Annotated in this window: 18 protein-coding genes; 13 read left to right on the forward strand and 5 right to left on the reverse strand. The window is 69.7% G+C overall.

Going from position 1 to position 19,109, the window contains the following annotated elements:
- Positions 1-186: 186 nt before the first annotated feature.
- Together HJ588_RS12525 and HJ588_RS12530 are read left to right on the forward strand one after the other, a co-directional pair.
- Positions 187-2,454 carry a glycosyltransferase family 4 protein gene (locus HJ588_RS12525; protein WP_171156076.1) on the forward strand — a complete coding sequence of 756 codons (2,268 nt, stop codon included), beginning with the start codon at positions 187-189 and terminating at the stop codon, positions 2,452-2,454.
- Between the two features lie 26 nt (positions 2,455-2,480).
- Entirely contained in the window at positions 2,481-3,305 is an 825-nt protein-coding gene (locus HJ588_RS12530) for an HAD-IIA family hydrolase (RefSeq protein ID WP_171156078.1), read from the forward strand.
- Here HJ588_RS12530 and HJ588_RS12535 read toward each other — a convergent pair.
- A complete protein-coding gene (locus HJ588_RS12535; RefSeq protein WP_171156080.1) occupies positions 3,281-4,768 on the reverse strand; it encodes a S10 family serine carboxypeptidase-like protein in 1,488 nt (495 codons plus the stop codon). The genes HJ588_RS12530 and HJ588_RS12535 overlap by 25 nt on opposite strands.
- A gap of 25 nt (positions 4,769-4,793) precedes the next feature.
- The gene (locus tag HJ588_RS12540; RefSeq protein WP_171156082.1) at positions 4,794-5,306 is read right to left on the reverse strand and encodes a hypothetical protein; all 513 of its coding nucleotides are present in this window, start codon (positions 5,304-5,306) and stop codon (positions 4,794-4,796) included.
- 401 nt (positions 5,307-5,707) lie between these two features.
- Between HJ588_RS12540 and HJ588_RS12545 the strand changes: the two genes are divergently transcribed.
- Positions 5,708-5,980, forward strand: coding sequence for a hypothetical protein (locus HJ588_RS12545; RefSeq protein WP_171156084.1), 273 nt, complete (start codon positions 5,708-5,710; stop codon positions 5,978-5,980).
- A 12-nt stretch (positions 5,981-5,992) separates the two neighbouring features.
- On the opposite strand, the gene HJ588_RS12550 is transcribed toward HJ588_RS12545, so the two are convergent.
- Positions 5,993-6,769, reverse strand: a complete 777-nt coding sequence (locus HJ588_RS12550) for a DeoR/GlpR family DNA-binding transcription regulator (RefSeq protein ID WP_171156086.1) — start codon at positions 6,767-6,769, stop codon at positions 5,993-5,995.
- A 157-nt stretch (positions 6,770-6,926) separates the two neighbouring features.
- Between HJ588_RS12550 and trpS the strand changes: the two genes are divergently transcribed.
- The 5 genes from trpS (at position 6,927) to HJ588_RS12575 (ending at position 12,058) form a co-directional block, all read left to right on the forward strand.
- Positions 6,927-7,955 (forward strand): tryptophan--tRNA ligase, encoded by a 1,029-nt coding sequence (trpS, locus tag HJ588_RS12555; RefSeq protein ID WP_171156088.1) that lies wholly within the window; start codon positions 6,927-6,929, stop codon positions 7,953-7,955.
- Between the two features lie 57 nt (positions 7,956-8,012).
- The gene (locus HJ588_RS12560; protein WP_171156089.1) at positions 8,013-8,528 is read left to right on the forward strand and encodes a 2'-5' RNA ligase family protein; all 516 of its coding nucleotides are present in this window, start codon (positions 8,013-8,015) and stop codon (positions 8,526-8,528) included.
- An 84-nt stretch (positions 8,529-8,612) separates the two neighbouring features.
- Positions 8,613-9,335 carry a succinate dehydrogenase/fumarate reductase transmembrane subunit gene (locus HJ588_RS12565; protein ID WP_171156092.1) on the forward strand — a complete coding sequence of 241 codons (723 nt, stop codon included), beginning with the start codon at positions 8,613-8,615 and terminating at the stop codon, positions 9,333-9,335.
- Between the two features lie 12 nt (positions 9,336-9,347).
- Complete coding sequence (locus HJ588_RS12570) at positions 9,348-11,327, forward strand: fumarate reductase/succinate dehydrogenase flavoprotein subunit (RefSeq protein WP_171156094.1); 1,980 nt, start codon at positions 9,348-9,350, stop codon at positions 11,325-11,327.
- The gene (locus tag HJ588_RS12575) at positions 11,324-12,058 is read left to right on the forward strand and encodes a succinate dehydrogenase/fumarate reductase iron-sulfur subunit (protein WP_171156097.1); all 735 of its coding nucleotides are present in this window, start codon (positions 11,324-11,326) and stop codon (positions 12,056-12,058) included. Before HJ588_RS12570 ends, HJ588_RS12575 begins: the two co-directional genes overlap by 4 nt.
- Before the next feature lie 220 nt (positions 12,059-12,278).
- On the opposite strand, the gene HJ588_RS12580 is transcribed toward HJ588_RS12575, so the two are convergent.
- Positions 12,279-13,211: a hypothetical protein gene (locus HJ588_RS12580; protein WP_246242427.1), complete on the reverse strand. Its 933-nt coding sequence runs from the start codon at positions 13,209-13,211 to the stop codon at positions 12,279-12,281.
- 193 nt (positions 13,212-13,404) lie between these two features.
- Positions 13,405-14,535 carry a glycosyltransferase family 4 protein gene (locus tag HJ588_RS12585; protein ID WP_343036704.1) on the reverse strand — a complete coding sequence of 377 codons (1,131 nt, stop codon included), beginning with the start codon at positions 14,533-14,535 and terminating at the stop codon, positions 13,405-13,407.
- 96 nt (positions 14,536-14,631) lie between these two features.
- On the opposite strand from HJ588_RS12585, the gene HJ588_RS12590 reads away from it, so the two are divergent.
- The 5 genes from HJ588_RS12590 (at position 14,632) to HJ588_RS12610 (ending at position 19,016) form a co-directional block, all read left to right on the forward strand.
- Positions 14,632-15,732, forward strand: a complete 1,101-nt coding sequence (locus tag HJ588_RS12590) for a mannose-1-phosphate guanylyltransferase (protein WP_171156099.1) — start codon at positions 14,632-14,634, stop codon at positions 15,730-15,732.
- Between the two features lie 24 nt (positions 15,733-15,756).
- Positions 15,757-16,806: a quinone-dependent dihydroorotate dehydrogenase gene (locus HJ588_RS12595; RefSeq protein WP_171156101.1), complete on the forward strand. Its 1,050-nt coding sequence runs from the start codon at positions 15,757-15,759 to the stop codon at positions 16,804-16,806.
- Between the two features lie 92 nt (positions 16,807-16,898).
- Positions 16,899-17,354, forward strand: a complete 456-nt coding sequence (locus HJ588_RS12600) for a guanyl-specific ribonuclease (RefSeq protein WP_171156103.1) — start codon at positions 16,899-16,901, stop codon at positions 17,352-17,354.
- A complete protein-coding gene (locus tag HJ588_RS19795; protein ID WP_212755908.1) occupies positions 17,351-17,728 on the forward strand; it encodes a barstar family protein in 378 nt (125 codons plus the stop codon). Before HJ588_RS12600 ends, HJ588_RS19795 begins: the two co-directional genes overlap by 4 nt.
- A 76-nt stretch (positions 17,729-17,804) precedes the next feature.
- Entirely contained in the window at positions 17,805-19,016 is a 1,212-nt protein-coding gene (locus HJ588_RS12610; protein ID WP_343036705.1) for an amidohydrolase, read from the forward strand.
- Positions 19,017-19,109: the final 93 nt, after the last annotated feature.

The following is a 19,109-nucleotide window of genomic DNA, read 5'->3' on the forward strand; positions in this document are numbered from 1 at the left end:
CATCCGACCGTTACCGCTGGTCGCTCGTCATAATCGAACAGGACCGTCGGTCGATGTCCCGCCGAGACAGTCGTGCAGGAGGTAAGAGGTGGCTCACCGCGTGGTGGTGCTGTCCTTCCGTGAGCTCTCCTTGCCTGGCCGTCTGGCCGCACGACCGCTGCGGTCTCTCGCCGGAAGGGGGGCGCGATGACCCGCGTCGCGCTGTTGTTCCACACCCCGCAGCTGGGGGGCGCCGAGCTCGGCTCCGCACGGATGCTGCGCGCGCTGCCGGACGACGTTACGGTCGAGTGCGTGGTGCTCGGCGACGGCCCGCTGGTCGACCTGCTGCGGGCGGACGGACACCGGGTACACGTCGTGCCGGCCGACGACGCGCTGGTCGCCCGGACTCGCGAGCAGACCTCCCGGGTGCGCGCCGTCACCGGGGCGTTCCGCGCGCTGCCGACCGTATGCCGCGTGACCCGCCTGATCCGGCGCCTCGACGTCGACGTGGTCTCCAGCACCTCGCTGAAGAGCGCCCTGCTGTCGGTGCCGGTCGCCCGGCTGACCTGCCTCCCGCTCGTCTGGCACCTGCACGACCGCATCGCGCCCGACTACCTGCCGCGCCACCTGGTGCGGCTCGTGCGCGCGCTGGCCCGGTGGGCACCGAAGGTGGTGGTCGCCAACTCCGCGGCGTCCGCGCGGACGCTGCCCGGTGTGCGGTCGCTCGTCGTCGTACATCCGGGACTCGAGCCCGAGCAGATCGCGGACGATCCACGGCCCACGCCGTCCGGCGCTCCGGTGATCGGCATGGTGGGCCGCCTCAGCGAGACCAAGGGGCAGCGCGAGCTCGTGCAGGCGCTGCCCGCCGTGCTGGCCGCACACCCCCGCGCGCGACTGCGGCTGGTCGGCTCGGCGATGTTCGGCCAGGACGGCTACGAGGAGGAGCTGCGTGCCGAGGTCGACGCGCTCGGGCTCACCGACACCGTCAGTTTCACCGGGCAGGTCGAGGCGGACGACATCCCGGCCGCGCTCGCCGGTTTCTCGGTGGCCGTCCACGCCTCGCCGGTGCCCGAACCCTTCGGCCAGGTCGTCACCGAGGCGATGGCGCAGGGTGTGCCGGTCGTCGCCACCGCGGCCGGCGGCACCCTCGAGATCGTCGCCCCGACCGACGTCGCGTTCGATCGCCCGCTCGGGCTGCTCACCCCACCGGGCAACGTGCCGGCGCTCGCCGATGCGATGATCGCGGTGCTCGACGACCGGCAGGATGCCGAACGCCGCGCGCGGCGGGCACACGACTACGTGCAACGGAGGTTCACGATCCAGCGCAGCGCCGACCAGCTCGCCGAGGTATGGCGAGGGGCCGCGACCCGCGGCCGGCCCCCGGTGGCGATCGGCCACGACTACGTCACCCAGCGCGGCGGCGCGGAGCACGTCGCGATGGCGATCGCCGAGGCGTTCCCCGGTGCGCCCGTGCACACGATGCTCTACGAACCCTCCGGGTCCTTTCCGGGCTTCCGGTCGCTGCCGATGCGGGCGGGTGCGCTCAACCGGGTCCGGACCTTCCGCGAGCACCATCGCCGGTCGTCGCCGTTCCTGCCGTTCGTCGCACCGCTGACCCGGGTCGACGCCGACGTCAGCGTGCTGTCGACGAGCGGCTGGGCGCACGCGTTCCGCGTCTCGGGCCGCAGCGTCGTCTACTGCCACTCGCCGGCGCGCTGGCTCTACCAGACCGGCGCCTACTTCGGCGGTCTGTCCTGGAAGTCGCCGATGACGTTGTCGTTGCTGGCGTTTCGGCCGATCCTGCGCCGCTGGGACCGGTGGGCCGCGCAGCGCGCAGATCGCTACGTGGTCAACTCCCGGGCGGTGCAGGCGGAGGTGCGCGCGATCTACGGGATCGACGCGGAGGTGCTGTCCCCGCCATACGGCGTCGACCCGGAGGGGGTGCGATCGCGGCCCGACGGCGTCGACGGCGAGTTCTTCCTGCTGGTGTCGCGGCTGATGCCCTACAAGCACGTCGACCGCGTCGTCGAGGCGTTCCGCGGCACCCCTTACCGGTTGGTGATCGTCGGCGCCGGTCCGGAGCGGGCGGCGATCGAGCAGCTGCTGCCGGCGAACGTCACGTTGCTGTCCGACATCGACGACGCACAGTTGCGCTGGCTCTACGCGGCAGCCCGGGCGCTGGTCGCCGCCAGCCTCGAGGACTTCGGTCTCACGCCGGTCGAGGCGGCGGTCTTCGGCACCCCGACGATCGCGCTGCGGGCGCGGGGCTACCTCGACACGGTGGTGGAGGGGGAGACCGGGCTGTTCTTCGACGAACCGACCCCGGCGGCGATCGCGTCCGCGGTGCAGCGCGCGCTCGCGGTCGACTGGGACGAGGAGCGCATCCGCCGGCACGCGGAGCAGTTCTCCCCGCAGACGTTCGCGGCCCGCATGCGGGCGCTGGTCGACGACCTCGGCCGGTCGGCACCTGCCTGACGGCCGCGGTCGTGGAAGATGTCGGTATGACGAATCGCAGGCCGGTCAATTGCTGGCTCACCGACATGGACGGCGTGCTGGTGCACGAGGAGCACGCGATCCCCGGTGCGGCCGAGTTCCTGCAGCAGTTGCAGGAGCGGCAGCTCCGCTTCCTGGTGCTGACCAACAACTCGATCTACACCCCGCGCGACCTGCGGGCCCGGTTGCTGGCCAGTGGGATCGACGTGCCGGAGGAGGCCATCTGGACCTCGGCGATGGCGACCGCGCAGTTCCTCGACGAGCAGCGCCCGAACGGCTCGGCATACGTGCTGGGCGAGGCCGGCCTCACGACCGCGCTGCACGACGTCGGCTACATCATGACCTCTCGCGACCCCGACTACGTGGTGCTGGGGGAGACCCGCACCTACTCCTTCGAGGCGATCACGCGGGCGATCCGGCTGATCGAGGGCGGCGCCCGTTTCATCGCGACCAACCCGGACGCGACCGGCCCGTCGACCGAGGGGTCGCTGCCGGCGACGGGCGCGATCGCCGCGCTGATCACCAAGGCGACCGGCGTCGAGCCCTACTACGTGGGCAAACCCAACCCGTTGATGATGCGCAGCGCGCTCAACCGCATCGACGCGCACTCCGAGACGACCGTGATGATCGGCGACCGCATCGACACCGACATCGTGAGCGGTCTCGAGGCGGGTCTGCGGACGATCCTGGTGCTGAGCGGGTCGACCCGGCCGGAGCAGGTCGAGCGGCACCCGTTCGTGCCGACCCGGGTCGTCGAGTCGATCGCCGACGTCGTGCCGCTGGTGGGGCAGCTGGCGCCGAAAACCGATCAGCCGGAGGCGGATCCGGCCTGACGTGATTGATTTCGTCCGCTGTTGCGCCGGACGAAGTCGATCAGGTCGGCGCTCTGCTGCACGCGGCTCGGCTGGTGCACGTAGGTCATGTGTCCCGCCTCGTAGAACTTGTGCTCCAGGCGCGGCAGCAGCTCGGGTGCCAGGCGGGCAACGTCGTCCTGCGCGCAGTAGTAGGGCGTCGCACCGTCGTAGTAGCCGTAGGCGAAATGCACTGCCAGTGAAGGGTTCTGGCGCATCGCACGGGACAACCGGTCGATCACGTAGACGGGGGAGTTCTCGAACTCCTTGAAGCTCCACTCCTCCCCGACGCCCTTGCCGAAGACCCGGAAGACCTCGCCGTCGGTCACGCCGAGGTCGGCGTGCAGGTAGTGCTGGAACGCGGCGGCGTAGGGGCCGGAGATCGCGTCCATGGAGGGGTCGGCGTCCATCGACTCGGCGATGCGGCTGGCGGCGGGGCCGGTGAAGCGCGAGTCCAGGCGACCGACTGTGCTGCCTTCGTCGCGCAGCAGCTCCCCGAAGTAGCGCCAGTGCTCGATGCGCAGGTCGGCGCGGTCGACGTAGTCCTCGGTCAGGCCAGTGAGCCGGGCGATCGTCGAAACCGCTTCTGCGCGCTCGGTTTCGGTGAGGCGGTTGCCGCGGGACAGCACCCAGGGATAGTCGCGCTCGGCATACGCCTCGGCCTCGGCGAGCACCTCCGCGAGCGGCCGGTCCCCGTGCTTGCCGTGGTAGTGCGCGGTCGCGGCGTAGAACGGCAGGTAGAGCACGTGCGCGCGGTCATTGCCGTGCTCGAAGTTGGCGGTGCCGAAGTTGAGCACGCTGCTGATCATGATGAGCCCGTTGAGGTACATCGCGTGATCGGTCTGCAGGTATTGCGCGAGGCCGGCCGCGCGGGTGGTGCCGTAGGACTCGCCGGCGATGAACTTCGGGGACAGCCATCGCCCTTGCGCGGTCACCCATTGCCGGATGACCTCGCCCACCGACTCGATGTCGGCGGTGAAGCCGTGGAAGTCCTTCGGTTTGCCACCCTCCACGACCCGTGACTGACCGGTCGAGACCGGGTCGATGAAGACCAGATCGCTTGCGATGAGCAGGGTTTCGAGGTTGTCGGTCAGGTCGTAGGGCGGTGGGAGCAGGTCTCCTGCGTCGCCCATCACCACCCGTCGCGGACCGAGCAGGCCCATGTGCAGCCAGAGACTGGAGCTGCCCGGCCCGCCGTTGAAGGCGAAGGTCACCGGCCGGTCGTGCGGCTCGGCGTCGTCGAGGGTGTAGGCGGTGATCGCCACCCGTGCGGTGGGTTTGCGCCCCTGCCAGACGCCGTCCTCGATCTTGTCGTCGCGCAGCACGACCGTGCCGGACGTGCTCGTGTAGGCCAGCGGGCCCGACGGGGTCGTCAGGGTGTGACTGCGGGTGACGAGGTGGTCAGTGGGATCAGGCTGCGGATCGGGCGACGTGGTCTCGGGCACGCGCCGAGGCTAGCGTGACCTCAGATCAGCACGCGGCGCCGTCGGCGGCCACCGTGGGGGCTTGTACGGCGATGTCGTCGGAGGTCGAGGTGCCAAGCGAGGCAAAACTCCACTGGTATCGGAAGGTGTAGGACCCGGTCGCCGTGGGTTGGTAGCTGAGACTCACGGTGCCGCTCGATGCCGTGCTGTCGAAGGTGGTGCCGTTGACCAGCACGGTGCCCGTGGACGAGAGAATCTGCGGTGTCAGCGTCTGTGTCACCGTGTTCGTGGTGAGGGCTATCGTTTGGGCGGTGAAGGTGTAGTTGACGCCGCCGCGGAGGCAGATGCTGGTGCTGTACCAAACGTACGGTGTCGTCGAGGAGCGGCAACTGCAGCCCAGGACGCCGCAACCGGATTGTGAGTAGGGGTCGCGCGACTCACCGATCGCGTTGTCCAGGGTCCGTCCGCCGTAGTTCAACGTCCCAGGGCCGTCGAGAGTCGAGCCACTCTGCCAGCAACCACTGGTCCGGGTGGCGGACCAGTTGGCGCCGAACGCCATCGTCGGGCAGGTGGATACGCAGTTGCCGGAGGCGGTCGTGGCGACGGCGGGCGTGCTGATCATGAGAATAGGCGTCGCCCAGGCGGCACCCTTAGCCAGGGTGCGTCGACTCGGCCGAGCGGTGGTTGTCATCCAAACCCCTTCGTCATCCGCGTTTTGCGATGGAGCCGCGTCCGTACGGTCGTCACGATACGGGGCATCCGGCCACTAGTCCAAGCTGGTCAGCGTGCCCGGAGCCCGTGGCGCGGTCCGGTCCGCGGGTTCAAGCTGCTGTGGTCGCCGGTGCGGAGCTGAGTCGTCGTACCCTCGTGCACCTCCGCGCTGAACATCGCGATCTCCGACGCCTGTGTCGCCGGTCGACCCGTTCACCACGGGTCGCGTTCACGATCCAGGTGACGAACATGTCGGTGCCCGCGACGTCGGTCTTCACCCAGGCCAGCAGCGGGCTGAGATTGAGGTCGACGGTCGGCAGGACGCTGCTGCCGTACGTGACCGCGAGCCAGTCCAACACGGTGTTCACCCCGAAGGCGAACATCCCGGCCGGGACCTACACCCTCACCGTCACCACGACATCAGCATTGGCGAGCCTGACGCTCAGCGTCACCTCGTCGGACACGTACCCGGGCGACGACTCGGCGACGGCGAACGTCCTGGCACTCGGGATCTGCGGCTGACTGCCGGCAGAGTCAGCTCGACCGCTGCGCGACGATGAGGTTGATGCCGTTCTTGCTGATCTCCCGGCGCGCGCGTTCGTCGAGTTCGGCGTCGGTGACGAGGGTGTCGACCTTGTCGAGCGTCGCGATCGTGGACAGCCCGATGATGCCCCACTTGCTGTGGTCGGCCACGACCACGATCCGCTTGGCCGACTTGATCAGGGCCCGATTGGTCTGTGCTTCCTGCAGATTGGGCGTCGTGAGGCCTGCTTCGAGGTCGATGCCGTGGACCCCGAGGATCAGCGTGTCCACGTGGACGTCGGCGAGCATCTGGTTGGCCACCGGCCCGGCGAGCGCGTCGGACGGCGTGCGCACGCCGCCGGTGAGCACCACCAGCCGGTCGTGGTCCTCCGGGTCGTAGAGCAACTCCGCGACCCGCGGCGAGTTGGTGACGACCGTGAGCCGCTTGATCGGGCGCAGCTCCTGCGCCACGGCGTACGCCGTCGTGCCGGCGGACACCGCGACCGACGATCCGGGTGAGATCAGACTCGCCGTCGTCCGCGCGATCTCCGACTTCTGCACCGGGTTCATCTCCGACTTGGCGGTGAAACCGGGTTCGTCCGCGCTGCGGTCGGCCTGCGTCGCGCCGCCGTGCACCTTGCGCACCAGGCCCTTGTGGGCGAGCGCTTCGATGTCGCGGCGGATGGTCATGTCGCTGACGCCGAGGTCGGCGACCAATTCCGACACCCGCACTCCGCCGTGCTCCTGCACGGCCTGCGCTATCAGCTCCTGACGCTGACGAGCCAGCATCAGCCCTCCTCCGCTCGGTTTGCGGCACTTTCCCCATATCTAAACACGTTCAAACACCGGGGCGCGCCCACCGCAGCCACCCGGGGCGTCGGCGGCATACGGCCGTGGTGAGAGAATCGCCGCCGGAGTCGACCGACGAGGAGAGCACGACAATTCCATGAGCGACCAATCCGCCACCCCGCGAATCCTGTCGGGCATGCAGCCGACGCACGACTCGCTGCACCTGGGCAACTACCTCGGCGCCCAGGTCAACTGGGTGCGCATGCAGCGTGACTTCGACGCCTTCTTCTGCGTTGTCGACCAGCACGCGCTCACCGTCGGTCCGGCGCCCGAGGAACTGCGCCGGCGCACCCGCGTCACCGCCGCGCAGTATCTCGCCGGCGGCATCGACCCGGATGTCTCGACGGTGTTCGTGCAGTCCCACGTGCCCGAGCACTCGCAACTGGCCTGGGTGCTCAACTGCATCACCGGGTATGGCGAGGCGGCGCGCATGACGCAGTTCAAGGACAAGGCCGGCCAGCGCGGCGCGGAGGGCACCAACGTCGGCCTGTTCACCTACCCGATGCTGATGGCCGCCGACATCCTGCTCTACGACACCACCGCGGTGCCGGTCGGTGAGGACCAGCGCCAGCACCTGGAGCTGACCCGCGACCTCGCGCAGCGCTTCAACGCGCGCTACGGCGACACCTTCGTCATCCCCGAGGCGCACATCCCCGGCGAGACGGCCAAGATCATGTCGCTGCAGGAGCCGACCGCCAAGATGAGCAAGTCGGCGGCCAACCAGAACGGCAATCTGATGATGCTCGACGAGCCGAAGGTGAACACCAAGAAGCTCAAGTCGGCCGTTACCGACACCGACAACTCCGTGCGGTTCGACCCGGAGGCCAAGCCCGGCATCGCCAACCTGCTGCGCATCCACTCGGCGCTGTCGGGCGAGTCGATCGACGCCCTCGTCGAGCGTTACGCGGGGGAGAACAAGTACGGCGCGCTCAAGACCGACGTGGCCGAGCAGGTCGCGCTCGTGCAGGCGCCGTTCAAGGCGCGCGTCGACGAACTGCTCGCCGACCCCGCCGAACTCGACCGCATCCTCGCCCGCGGCGCCGAGCGGGCCCGGTCGGTTGCCGCCGGCGTGCTCGAACGCGCTTATGACGCAGTCGGATTCCTGCCGTCGGTGACGCAGAAGTGAGCGTCGGAGTGAGCCTGGAAGTACGCGCAGAGGTGAGCCGGAAGTGAGCATCGCCCGATGAGCACCATCGGGGTGTCGATCCCGATCCCGCCGCCGTACGGCGGCCAGTTGCAGCAGGCGCGCCGCGATGTCGGCGATCCGCTCGCCGACGCGGTGCCGCCGCACGTGACGCTGATGCCGCCCACCGAGGTCGAGGCGGATCAGCTGGAGCGGCTGCGCGAACACTTGGTGCGGGTCGCCAAGGACGCACAACCCTTCCGGATGACGCTGCGCGGCACCGGCACGTTCCGGCCGCTGTCACCCGTCGTCTTCGTCGCGGTGGCGGAGGGCATCGCCAGCTGCGAGCGCCTCGAGCAGGCGGTGCGGTCCGGGCCGGTCGAGCGCGAACTGCAGTTCCCCTACCACCCGCACGTCACCATCGCGCACGGTCTCGACGATGCCGCGCTGGACCGCGCGTTCGACGAGTTGGCGTCATACCACTGCACCTTCGAGGTTTCCGGCTTCGATCTCTACGAGCACGGCGACGATCAGGTGTGGCGCCCGGTGGAGACCTTCGGCTTCGCCGGCCGTTGACCGCACCCGCGGCGGATGTGACCCACGCCACTTAGGTGGACCTTCTTTCGATGTCAAGGTACTTTCCGGCGTAATCTGAAGATCGTGGCAACCTCAACCGTCTCCAAGCCGCCGCGCACCGGCAAAGCCGGAAGCACCGTCTTCCTCAAGACCCTCATGGCGGTCACCGGCGTCATCTTCGTGCTCTTCGTGCTGGCCCACATGTACGGCAACCTTTTCAAGTTGTTCGACGGGCACCAGGCGTTCAACGAGTACTCCGAACACCTGCGCACCATCGGCGAGCCGATGCTCCCGCGGCACGGGCTGCTCACGATCCTCGAGGTCGTGCTCGGCATCAGCCTCGTGCTGCACGTCTACTCCGCGGCCCAGCTGTGGAAGCGCGCCAAGGCGGCCCGCCCGCAGCGGTATGTCGCCAAGAAGTCGGTCGCGCAGTCGTTCTCGAGCAAATGGATGCGCTGGGGTGGCCTCTTCCTGCTGCTCTTCGTGATCTGGCACATCCTGCAGTTCACCAACCCCAAGATCAACGTCGGCGACGGCGGCAACGGGCCCGCGATCAAGGACGACCCCTACATGCTGGTCGTGCACAGCTTCCAGGTGTGGTGGCTGACGCTGATCTACGTGCTGGCGATGCTCGCGCTCGGCATGCACCTGCACCACGGCATCTGGAGCGCCGCGCAGACGCTCGGCTTCACGCCGACCGCGCGCGCTCGCAAGATCGCCAAGACCACGGCCACCGTGGTGGCACTGGTCGTGGCCGTCGGCTTCGTCATACCGCCGCTGGCCATCCTCTTCGGCGGAATCAAGTAAGGAACGCCCAACATGGCTGAACTCATCGACGACCTCTACCGTCTCGGCGCGCCGATCAAGGACACCAAGGCCCCCGAAGGTCCCATCGAGGACAAGTGGACCGCGGCGAAGTTCGACAACAAGCTGGTCAACCCGTCCAACCGGCGCAAGCTGTCGGTCATCATCGTCGGCACCGGCCTGGCCGGAGCGTCGGCCGCCGCCACGCTCGGCGAGGCCGGCTACCAGGTGAAGTCCTTCTGCTACCAGGACAGCCCGCGCCGCGCGCACTCGATCGCGGCGCAGGGCGGCATCAACGCCGCGAAGAACTACAACGACGACGGCGACTCGGTCTACCGGCTCTTCTACGACACCGTGAAGGGCGGTGACTACCGCTCCCGCGAGGACAACGTCTACCGGCTGGCGGAGGTCGCCAACAACATCATCGACCAGTGCGTCGCGCAGGGCGTGCCGTTCGCCCGCGACTACGGCGGCCTGCTCGACAACCGGTCGTTCGGCGGTGTGCAGGTGGCCCGCACCTTCTACGCCCGCGGCCAGACCGGTCAGCAGCTGCTGATCGGCGCCTACCAGGCGATGGAGCGGCAGGTCGCCGCCGGCACCGTCGAGCAGTTCACCCGGCACGAGATGCTCGAGGTCATCGTCGTCGACGGCAAGGCCCGCGGCATCATCGCGCGCGACATGGTCACCGGCGAGATCGAGACCCACCTGGCCGACGCGGTCGTGCTGGCCTCCGGCGGCTACGGCAACGTCTTCTTCCTGTCGACCAACGCGATGGGCTGCAACGTCACGGCCACCTGGCGCGCGCACCGCAAGGGCGCCTACTTCGGCAACCCCTGCTACACGCAGATCCACCCGACCTGCATCCCGGTGAGCGGCGACCACCAGAGCAAGCTGACCCTGATGAGCGAGTCGCTGCGCAACGACGGCCGCATCTGGGTGCCGAAGAACCGCGAGGACGCCGACAAGGACCCGCGCGACATCCCCGAGGAGGACCGCGACTACTACCTGGAGCGGATCTACCCGGCGTTCGGCAACCTGGTGCCGCGTGACATCGCCTCGCGTCAGGCCAAGTACATGTGCGACGACGGTCGCGGCGTCGGCCCGCTGGTCGGCGACTTCCGCCGCGGCGTCTACCTCGACTTCGCCTCGGCGCTGTCGCGGATGAGCCGCGAGGCGATCGACGAGAAGTACGGCAACCTCTTCGACATGTACCAGCGCATCACCGGGGAGGACCCGCGCGAGGTGCCGATGCGCATCTACCCGGCGGTGCACTACACGATGGGCGGACTCTGGGTCGACTACGACCTGGAGACCACGATCCCCGGCCTGTACGCCGTGGGCGAGGCCAACTTCTCCGACCACGGCGCCAACCGCCTCGGCGCCTCGTCCCTGATGCAGTGCCTGTCCGACGGCTACTTCGTGCTCCCGAACACTATCCGCAACTACCTCGCGCAGGGCCCGTTCGAGCCGGTCGCGCCGGACGCCCCCGAGGTGCGCGAGGCCGAGGAGTCGGTCAAGTCCCGGATCGACACGCTGCTGTCGATCAACGGTGAGCGTTCGGTCGACTCCTTCCACCGCGAGCTCGGCCACATCATGTGGGAGTACTGCGGCATGGAGCGCACCGAGGAGGGCCTGCGCAAGGCGATCGACCTGATCCGCTCGCTGCGCGAGGAGTTCTGGCGCAACGTGCGGGTGCTCGGCAGCGCCGAAACGCTCAACCAGTCGCTGGAGAAGGCCGGCCGGGTCGCCGACTTCCTCGAGCTCGGTGAGCTGATGTGCATCGACGCGCTGCACCGGCGTGAGTCGTGCGGCGGTCACTTCCGCGCGGAGAGCCAGACCGAGGACGGCGAGGCGCTGCGCGACGACGAACACTTCCTCTATGTCGCGGCCTGGGAGTTCGCGGGCGAGCCGAGCGGCGCGCCCGGCGCCCCGGTGCTGCACAAGGAAGACCTGATCTACAAGGCCATCGAGCTGAAGCAACGGAGTTACAAGTGAATCTGACGCTCAAGATCTGGCGACAGGCCGGACCGGAGGCACCGGGTGAGATGGTCACCTACCCGGTCTCGGACATTTCCGAGGACATGTCGTTCCTGGAGATGCTCGACGTGCTCAACGAGCAGCTCAACGCCAAGGGCGAGGAACCCGTGGCGTTCGACTCCGACTGCCGCGAAGGCATCTGCGGCATGTGCTCGCTGATGATCAACGGCGAGGCTCACGGCCCCGAGGTCACCACCACCTGCCAGCTGCACATGCGGTCCTTCTCCGACGGCGACACGATCACCATCGAGCCGTGGCGCGCGAAGGCGTTCCCGCTGGTGCGCGACCTCATCGTCGACCGCTCGGCGTTCGACCGCGTCATCCAGGCCGGCGGCTACGTGTCGGTCAACACCGGAGCCGCGCCCGAGGCCAACAACCTGCAGGTGCGCAAGGAGAAGGCCGACCGCGCCTTCGACACCGCGACCTGCATCGGCTGCGGCGCCTGCGTCGCGGCGTGCCCCAACGCCTCCGGCATGCTCTTCCTCGGCGCCAAGATCACCCACCTCGGTGAGCTGCCGCAGGGGCAGGCCGAGCGCGACGCCCGCGTGGTGAAGATGCTGGGCCAGCACGACGCGGAGGACTTCGGCGGCTGCCAGAACCTCGGCGAGTGCTCGGCCGCGTGCCCCAAGGAGATCCCGCTCGACGTGATCAACCAGCTCAACCGGGACTTCATGAAGGCCAAGCGCTGACCCGCTGACGGCATACGGCCGGCTGGGGCGGGTCGGGCCGGGCTCCGACGGGCTCGGTGGGGCTCGGTCGGCTCCGACGGCTCGGTGGGCACGTTCGGGCGCCCCGGCTCCGTCAAAAGTCGACCCTCGGCATAACAACGCGCCGCGAGACCTCGGTTTCGCGGCGCGTCTGTATGCCGAGGGTCGACTTTTGCCGAGCGTCTCGCGCGGGTATGCCGGGTCAGCCGGCCAGGCCGCGTCGGTCGGGGAAATGCGCGCGCCACGCGTCGGTGCGCCGCGGGAGCACGACGCCGCGCTCGCGGAGGGCGGTGCCGACCCGGTCGAGGGTTGCGCCGGGAGTGCGCCAGATGTCCGGTGACGTGATGACCACGAACCGCCAGCCGGCTTGCTCGAACTCCTCGCGCCGCAGAATGTCGCCGTGCCATTGGCCGGTGCGTTCGATGTGGTGCCGGCCGTCGTACTCCACGGCGAGCAACTGCTCGAGATAGGCCAGGTCGAGCCGGCGGAGCAGGCTGCCGTCGGCGGCGTGGATGCGGTGATCGACGACCGGTTCGGGCAGACCGCCGAGCACGAGCAACAGCCGCAGCATCGTCTCCCGCGGCGAGTCGACGTTGCCGCGCACCAGGGTCGCCGCCCGGCGGGCCAGCCGGATGCCGCGACCGCCTTCGTGCCCGGTGGTGGCGGCGACCAGATCGGCGGGGGTGAGTGCGCAATGGCGAACGAGCGAGTCACCGAGCACGACGAGTGGCACCAACTCGGTGAAGGACGCCAGATCGAGATAGGTGCCCAAGGGTGTGGTGAGTCCAATCCCATTGCGGTGCACCATTTTTGGCGGCTTGCGATATCTGTGCACGCGTATGCCGGGGATCTCGCAGCGCACCTTGTGCGGAACGGCGAGGTGCACGTCCGCGCTCTCGGGCGGTGTGGCGCCCCAGAGCGACGCGGCGGTGTGATGACTCACGCCATACGACATCGGGACGAGTGCGAGCGCGGCGTGGATCCTGGTGAGCAGGTTGAAGTCCTGGCCGGTCGCCACGAAACAGCCACGAAAGACTCGCTGGTAGTCGTCGCCGACGAGTTGCGCCCTGGTGATGCCGGCGGACTTCGCGTCGGCCGGCCGGAACGGTCGGCGGTCGTCGAACGGATGCGTCATCCGTCCGAGCATCGGCGATTTCCGGATCGGCCGTCGGGCGTTGTCCACAGGGGGCCCGAGCCGCTCCGTCGCCCGGCCCGTCAAAAGTCGACCCTCGGCATACGAACACGCCGCCGATCGGGCGGATTGCGGCGTGTCGGTATGCCGAGGGTCGACTTTTGCTGAGCGTGAGGGGCGGGGGTGAGGCGGGCGGTCAGGCGACGCGGCGGGCGTATGCCGGGTTGATCGCGTCCGCGTAGAAGTCGAGCAACTGGTCCACGACCGACGCCCAGCTGCGCTGCTCGACCTTGCGGCGGCCGCTCGCGCCCATGCGGGTGCGCATCGACTCGTCGGCGGCGAGGCTGCCCACCGCCTGGCGCAGCGCGCCGTCGCGCTCGGGGTCGAAGAGCAGACCGGTGACGCCCGGCTTGACGATGTCGAGCGGGCCACCGGCCGCGGGTGCGACCACCGGCAGGCCGGCCGCCATCGCCTCCTGCAGGGTCTGCCCGAATGTCTCGTGGCAGCCGGTGTGCACGAACAGGTCGAGCGCCGCATAGGCCTGGGCCAGCGGGAGGCCCTCGCGGAAGCCGAGGAAGTGCGCCTTCGGCAGCAGCCGCTCGAGCCGGTCGCGCGAGGGGCCGTCGCCGACGATGACGATCGAGGTGTGCGGCAGGTCGGCGACCTCGGCGAGCCGGTGGATCTCCTTCTCGGGCGCGAGCCGCCCGACATACCCGAGGACGGTCTCGCCGTGCGGGGCGACGCACCGGCGCAGGTCGGCGACCTCTTCCTCGAAGCGGCGGTCCGGGTGGTAGGTCACGGTGTCGACGCCGCGACCCCAGAGCGCCGTGCGGGGTATGCCGTGGTCGTTCAGCTCCTGCAGCGTGGTCGAACTCGGCGCGAGCGTGATGTCGGCGAGCGAGTGCAGGTGGCGCAGCCAGCGCCAGGTGGCCCGTTCGACGCCGCCGGAGATCGGTCCGCCGTGCTGCGCGAGGTAGGTGGGCATGTCGGTCTGGTAGACCGCGACCGACGGCAGCCCGAGGTTGCGCGCGGCGGCGAGCCCGCGGGCGCCGTGCCCGAAGGGTGATGCCGCGTGCACGACCTGGGGCGCGTAGTCGGCGAGGATCCGCTCCAGTTCGAAGGTCGGGACGCCGACCCGGAAGCCGCGGACGGTGACGCCGCGCACCGTGCGGACCGGGAATCCGCGGTATGCCGCCGGCGCGGGGCCGGGGCAGACGACCATCGCCTCGTGCCCGGTGTCGGCCAGATGGTCGAGCACTCGGCACACGCTCGTGGTCACGCCATTGAGGGTCGGCAGGAACGACTCGGTCACGATCGCTACTCGCACGACCCTCAGCGTCGGCGTGACGGGTGGAATCGCGGTGAACCGCAGTCGGCCGGTCCAGTGAGCGTCATATGAACGTCATGGTTTAACGTCAGCCCCATGTCTGAGATCTCGGAGGGGCCGATCGACGGTTTCTGGGCCGTCATTCCAGCGGGAGGATCGGGCACCCGGCTGTGGCCGCTTTCCCGATCCGGCTCCCCGAAGTTCCTGCACGACCTGACCGGATCCGGCTGGTCGCTGCTGCAGGGGACCGTGGACCGGCTGGCGCCCCTCTCCGAGCAGCGCCTGCTGATCGTCACCGGCCTGCGGCACGCCGAGGAGGTGCGCGAGCAGCTGCCCGACCTCGGCATCGACTCGTTGCTGGTCGAGCCGTCACCGCGGGAGTCGATGCCCGCGATCGGCCTCGCCGCCGCGATCCTCGCGCAGCGTGACCCCGACGCCATCATCGGTTCGTTCGCGGCCGACCATGTGATCCGCGACGACGAGTCGTTCCGCCGCAGCGTCCGTGAGGCGGTGGCGGTCGCCCAGACCGGGATGCTCGTCACGATCGGCATCGAACCCACAAGCCCGGCAACCGGATTCGGCTACATCAAACTCGGGTCGGAGCTCGATGTGCAGGGCGCTCCGAGAGCGCACGGTGTCGAGTCGTTCGTCGAGAAGCCGGACGCCACGACCGCGCAGTCCTACCTCGACAGCGGCGACTACCGTTGGAACGCAGGCATGTTCGTCTTCAAGGCGACCGCGCTGCTGGAGATGCTCGACCAATATCAGCCCGGGCTCGCGGCCGACCTGCGGGCCATCGCCGGCAACCCGCTGCGGCTGACCGAGCTGTGGCCACGCCTCACCGAGATCGCGATCGACAAGGCCATCGCCGAGCCCGCGGCCGCCGACGGGCGGGTGGCCGTCATACCGGGCGAGTTCGACTGGGACGACGTCGGCGACTTCGACTCGCTCGCCTCCCTGCTTTCCGAATCCGCCGACGGCGTCAAGGTGCTCGGCAAGCCCGAGTATGTCGTGGCACAGGAGACCACCGGCGTCATCGCGCCGCGCTCCGGCCGGGTCGTGGTCACGCTGGGAGTCGAGGACATCATCGTCGTCGACACCTCCGACGCGGTGCTGGTCACCACCCGCGCCCGCGCGCAGGACGTCAAGCGGGTCGTGCAACGCCTCAAGGCCGACGGCCGGGCAGACCTGACCTGACGACTGATCCGTAAACTCGCGCGCATGGACCTGCGGACCCGTGTGCTCGACGCAAGCTACCGCGCGGCCGTCCGGCCGACGCTGTTCCGCATCGGCGGGGGAGACGCAGAAGCCGCGCACCACGCGACGCTGTCCCGCATGGAGCAGCTCGGCGAGCGACCGACGGCGCTGCGCGCCCTGGACCGTGCGCTCCGGGTCGCGACGAAGCCGGTCGAGGTGGCCGGCGTCACCTTCCCCGGACGGGTCGGGCTTGCGGCCGGCGTCGACAAGAACGGCGTCGGTGTGAAGGCCTGGGAACACTTGGGATTCGGGCACGTCGAGCTGGGCACGGTCACCGCGCAGGCGCAGCCCGGCAACCCGCAGCCGCGGCTTTTCCGGCTGCGCGGCAGCGACGCGATCATCAACCGGATGGGCTTCAACAACGACGGCGCGCAGGCTCTCGCCGAGCGGTTGAAGCAGGCCGGCCCGATCGGCATCCCGGTCGGGGTGAGCATCGGCAAGACCAAGGCCACCCCGGTCGAGGAGGCGACCGCCGATTACCTCGCGAGCCTCGCCGCGCTCGACGACTACGCCGACTACTTCGCGGTCAACGTCTCCAGTCCCAACACGCCCGGGCTGCGCTCCCTGCAGGACAAAGAGCCGCTCGCCGAACTGCTCGCCGAACTCGTCGTCGCCACCACCGAGCGCAGCGGCACCCCGATCTTCGTCAAGATCGCGCCCGACCTCACCGACGAGGCCATCGACGACGTGCTCGAGGTCGCCCAGCGCGCCGACGCCAGCGGCATCATCGCGACCAACACCACGCTGAGCCGTGACGGCATCGCCGGGCGGGACCTGCCCCTCGCCGACGAGGCGGGCGGACTGTCCGGCGCTCCCCTCACCCGGCGGGCGCGCTATGTCGTGGGCCGCGTGGCGCAGAGCTCGCAGCTGCCCGTGATCGGTGTCGGGGGAGTGATGACCGCCGACGACGGGAAGGCACTGATCGACGCCGGTGCCTCGCTCGTGCAGGTCTACAGCGGGTTCATCTACCGCGGTCCCGCGTTGGTCGCCGAGCTCAACCGTGCCCTCCAGTGACACCCTGCGATGACCCCGGTGCGCCGCAGCTTCGTGCCGGACTCGCCGGTGTCGTCGGACCGTCCCTGGGCCGGAACGGCTAGCCTGGCCGAATGTTCCAGCGCGCCAAGCAGATTCGCGATGGTTTCATCCCGGCAGTCTTCGGGCTGCTCGTGCTCATCACGCTGCTCTGTGTGCTGGCCGGCTGCTTCGGTAGCACCTCGGGCAGCGACGCGTCGAGCAGTCACGGCACCCTCCCGGCGACAGCCAGCGACTCCGGGCGGCGTGACGGCCTGCCGACGGTGCGCGCGGGCGACCTGCCTCGCGAGGCGCGGGCGACCATGGCCCTGATCGCCCAGGGCGGTCCCTACCCCTACGGGCAGGACGGCGCAGTCTTCGGCAACCGCGAGCGCATCCTGCCCCGCGAACCCTCCGGCTATTACCGCGAATACACAGTGGTGACACCGGGATCCAAGGACCGCGGCGCGCGCCGGATCATCGCCGGCAAGGATGGCACGCTCTACTACACCAGCGACCACTACGACAGCTTCCGGAGGATCGTCCAGTGACCGGTGTGCAGAGTCTGATCGAGAGCGCGAGCTCCGGCATACACCGCACGAGCGATGCGGCCGCCGCGGAGCGGCTCGCTCGTGAAAACGACTGGCGGATCGTCGAGCTCGACACCCGCGACGCACACGACAAGGCCGCCTTCCTGGCCGTATGCCGCAGTGCCTTCGACCTGCCGGACTGGTTCGGTGACAACTGGGACGCGCTGGAGGACTCGCTCACCGACGTCGACGCGACGCCGGGCGTCCTCGTGCTCTGGCGCGGCGCCGCGTCCCTCGACGAGGCCACCCGCGAGGTGGCGACCGACATCCTCGCCGAGCGGGGACGCCGGACCGAGCGCGGTCTGTCGCCGTTCCTCGTGCTCGTCGTGCGGTGAGTGCCGTCGGTTGAGGCCGTCCGGTGAGTGACGCGCCCGACGCGCGTGCTGGGTGGCGGCATACCATCAAGATTTTGTGAGCGATCTTGCAGCCGATCCTGCGACCCCGACGGCGACGACCCGAGCCCTGCTGGCCGAGGTCGACCGTCTGGTGCCGCAGCTCGTGCTGTGGCGGCGCGACCTGCACGCCAACCCCGAGATCGCGCGCACCGAGACCCGGACGACGGCGTTCCTGACTGACACCCTGCGGGCGCACGACATCGCGGTCACCGACCTGCCGCACACCGGCCTGGTGGCGGAGGTCGGCGCCCCGGACCCGCAGCACCGGGTCGCGCTGCGCGCCGACCTGGACGCGCTGCCCGTGCCCGACCGCAGCGAACTGCCTTACGCCTCAACGGTGCCCGGCATCTGCCACGCGTGCGGCCACGACGTGCACACCGCGGTGGTGCTCGGCGCGGCGCTCGCGCTCAAGGCCATCGAGCCGGCGCTGATCGAGCGGGGGCTCGCGGTCCGCTTCCTCTTCCAGCCGGCCGAGGAGGTGATGCCCGGCGGCGCGCACGACCTGGTCGACGCCGGTGCCATGCAGGGCGTGGACCGGGTGCTCGCCGTCCACTGCGACCCGAGCATCGACGTCGGCACGGTCGGCCTCGCCGACGGGCCGATCACCGCGGCGTGCGACGCGATCGACGTGACGCTGACCGGGCCCGGCGGGCACACCTCACGACCGCACCTGACCGCGGATCTCACCTTCGCCCTGGCGAAGCTGCTGACCGACCTGCCCGCTGCACTCAGCCGCCGGCTCGACCCGCGCGCCGGGGTCGCCCTGGTCTGGGGACAGGTCGACGCGGGCAACGCGGCGAACGTGATCCCGGCCACCGGGCACGCGCTCGGCACCCTGCGGATCCTCGACGTCGAGGAATGGCGTCGCCTCGACGGTCTGGTGGAGCGCCTCGCGCAGGAGATCGCTGCGCCATACCAGGTGAGCGCGCGGGTGCAGCACATCCGCGGCGTGCCGCCGGTCGTCAACGACCCGTCGGCCGTGGCGCTCCTGCGCAGGGCGTGCTCGGCGGCGCTCGGCGACGACGCGGCGGTGCCGACCCGCCAGTCGCTCGGCGGTGAGGACTTCGCCTGGCTGCTCGAGAGCTGCTCGGGGGCGATGGCCCGGCTCGGCACGCGCACCCCGGGAGGCCACACCTACGAGCTCCACCAGGGCGACCTGGTGATCGACGAGGCGGCGATCGCCGCCGGCGCCCGAATGCTCGCGGTGGCCGCGCTACTGAGCAGTTAATAACGGTTCGGTCGCAGCCCGGCGACATCCGGGAGACAACCCCGGTGTGACGCCGCTAACCTTGCGCCTTGGCCCACCTCCGCGACCTGCGGC

Source organism: Flexivirga aerilata, assembly GCF_013002715.1.
Lineage (GTDB): Bacteria > Actinomycetota > Actinomycetes > Actinomycetales > Dermatophilaceae > Flexivirga > Flexivirga aerilata.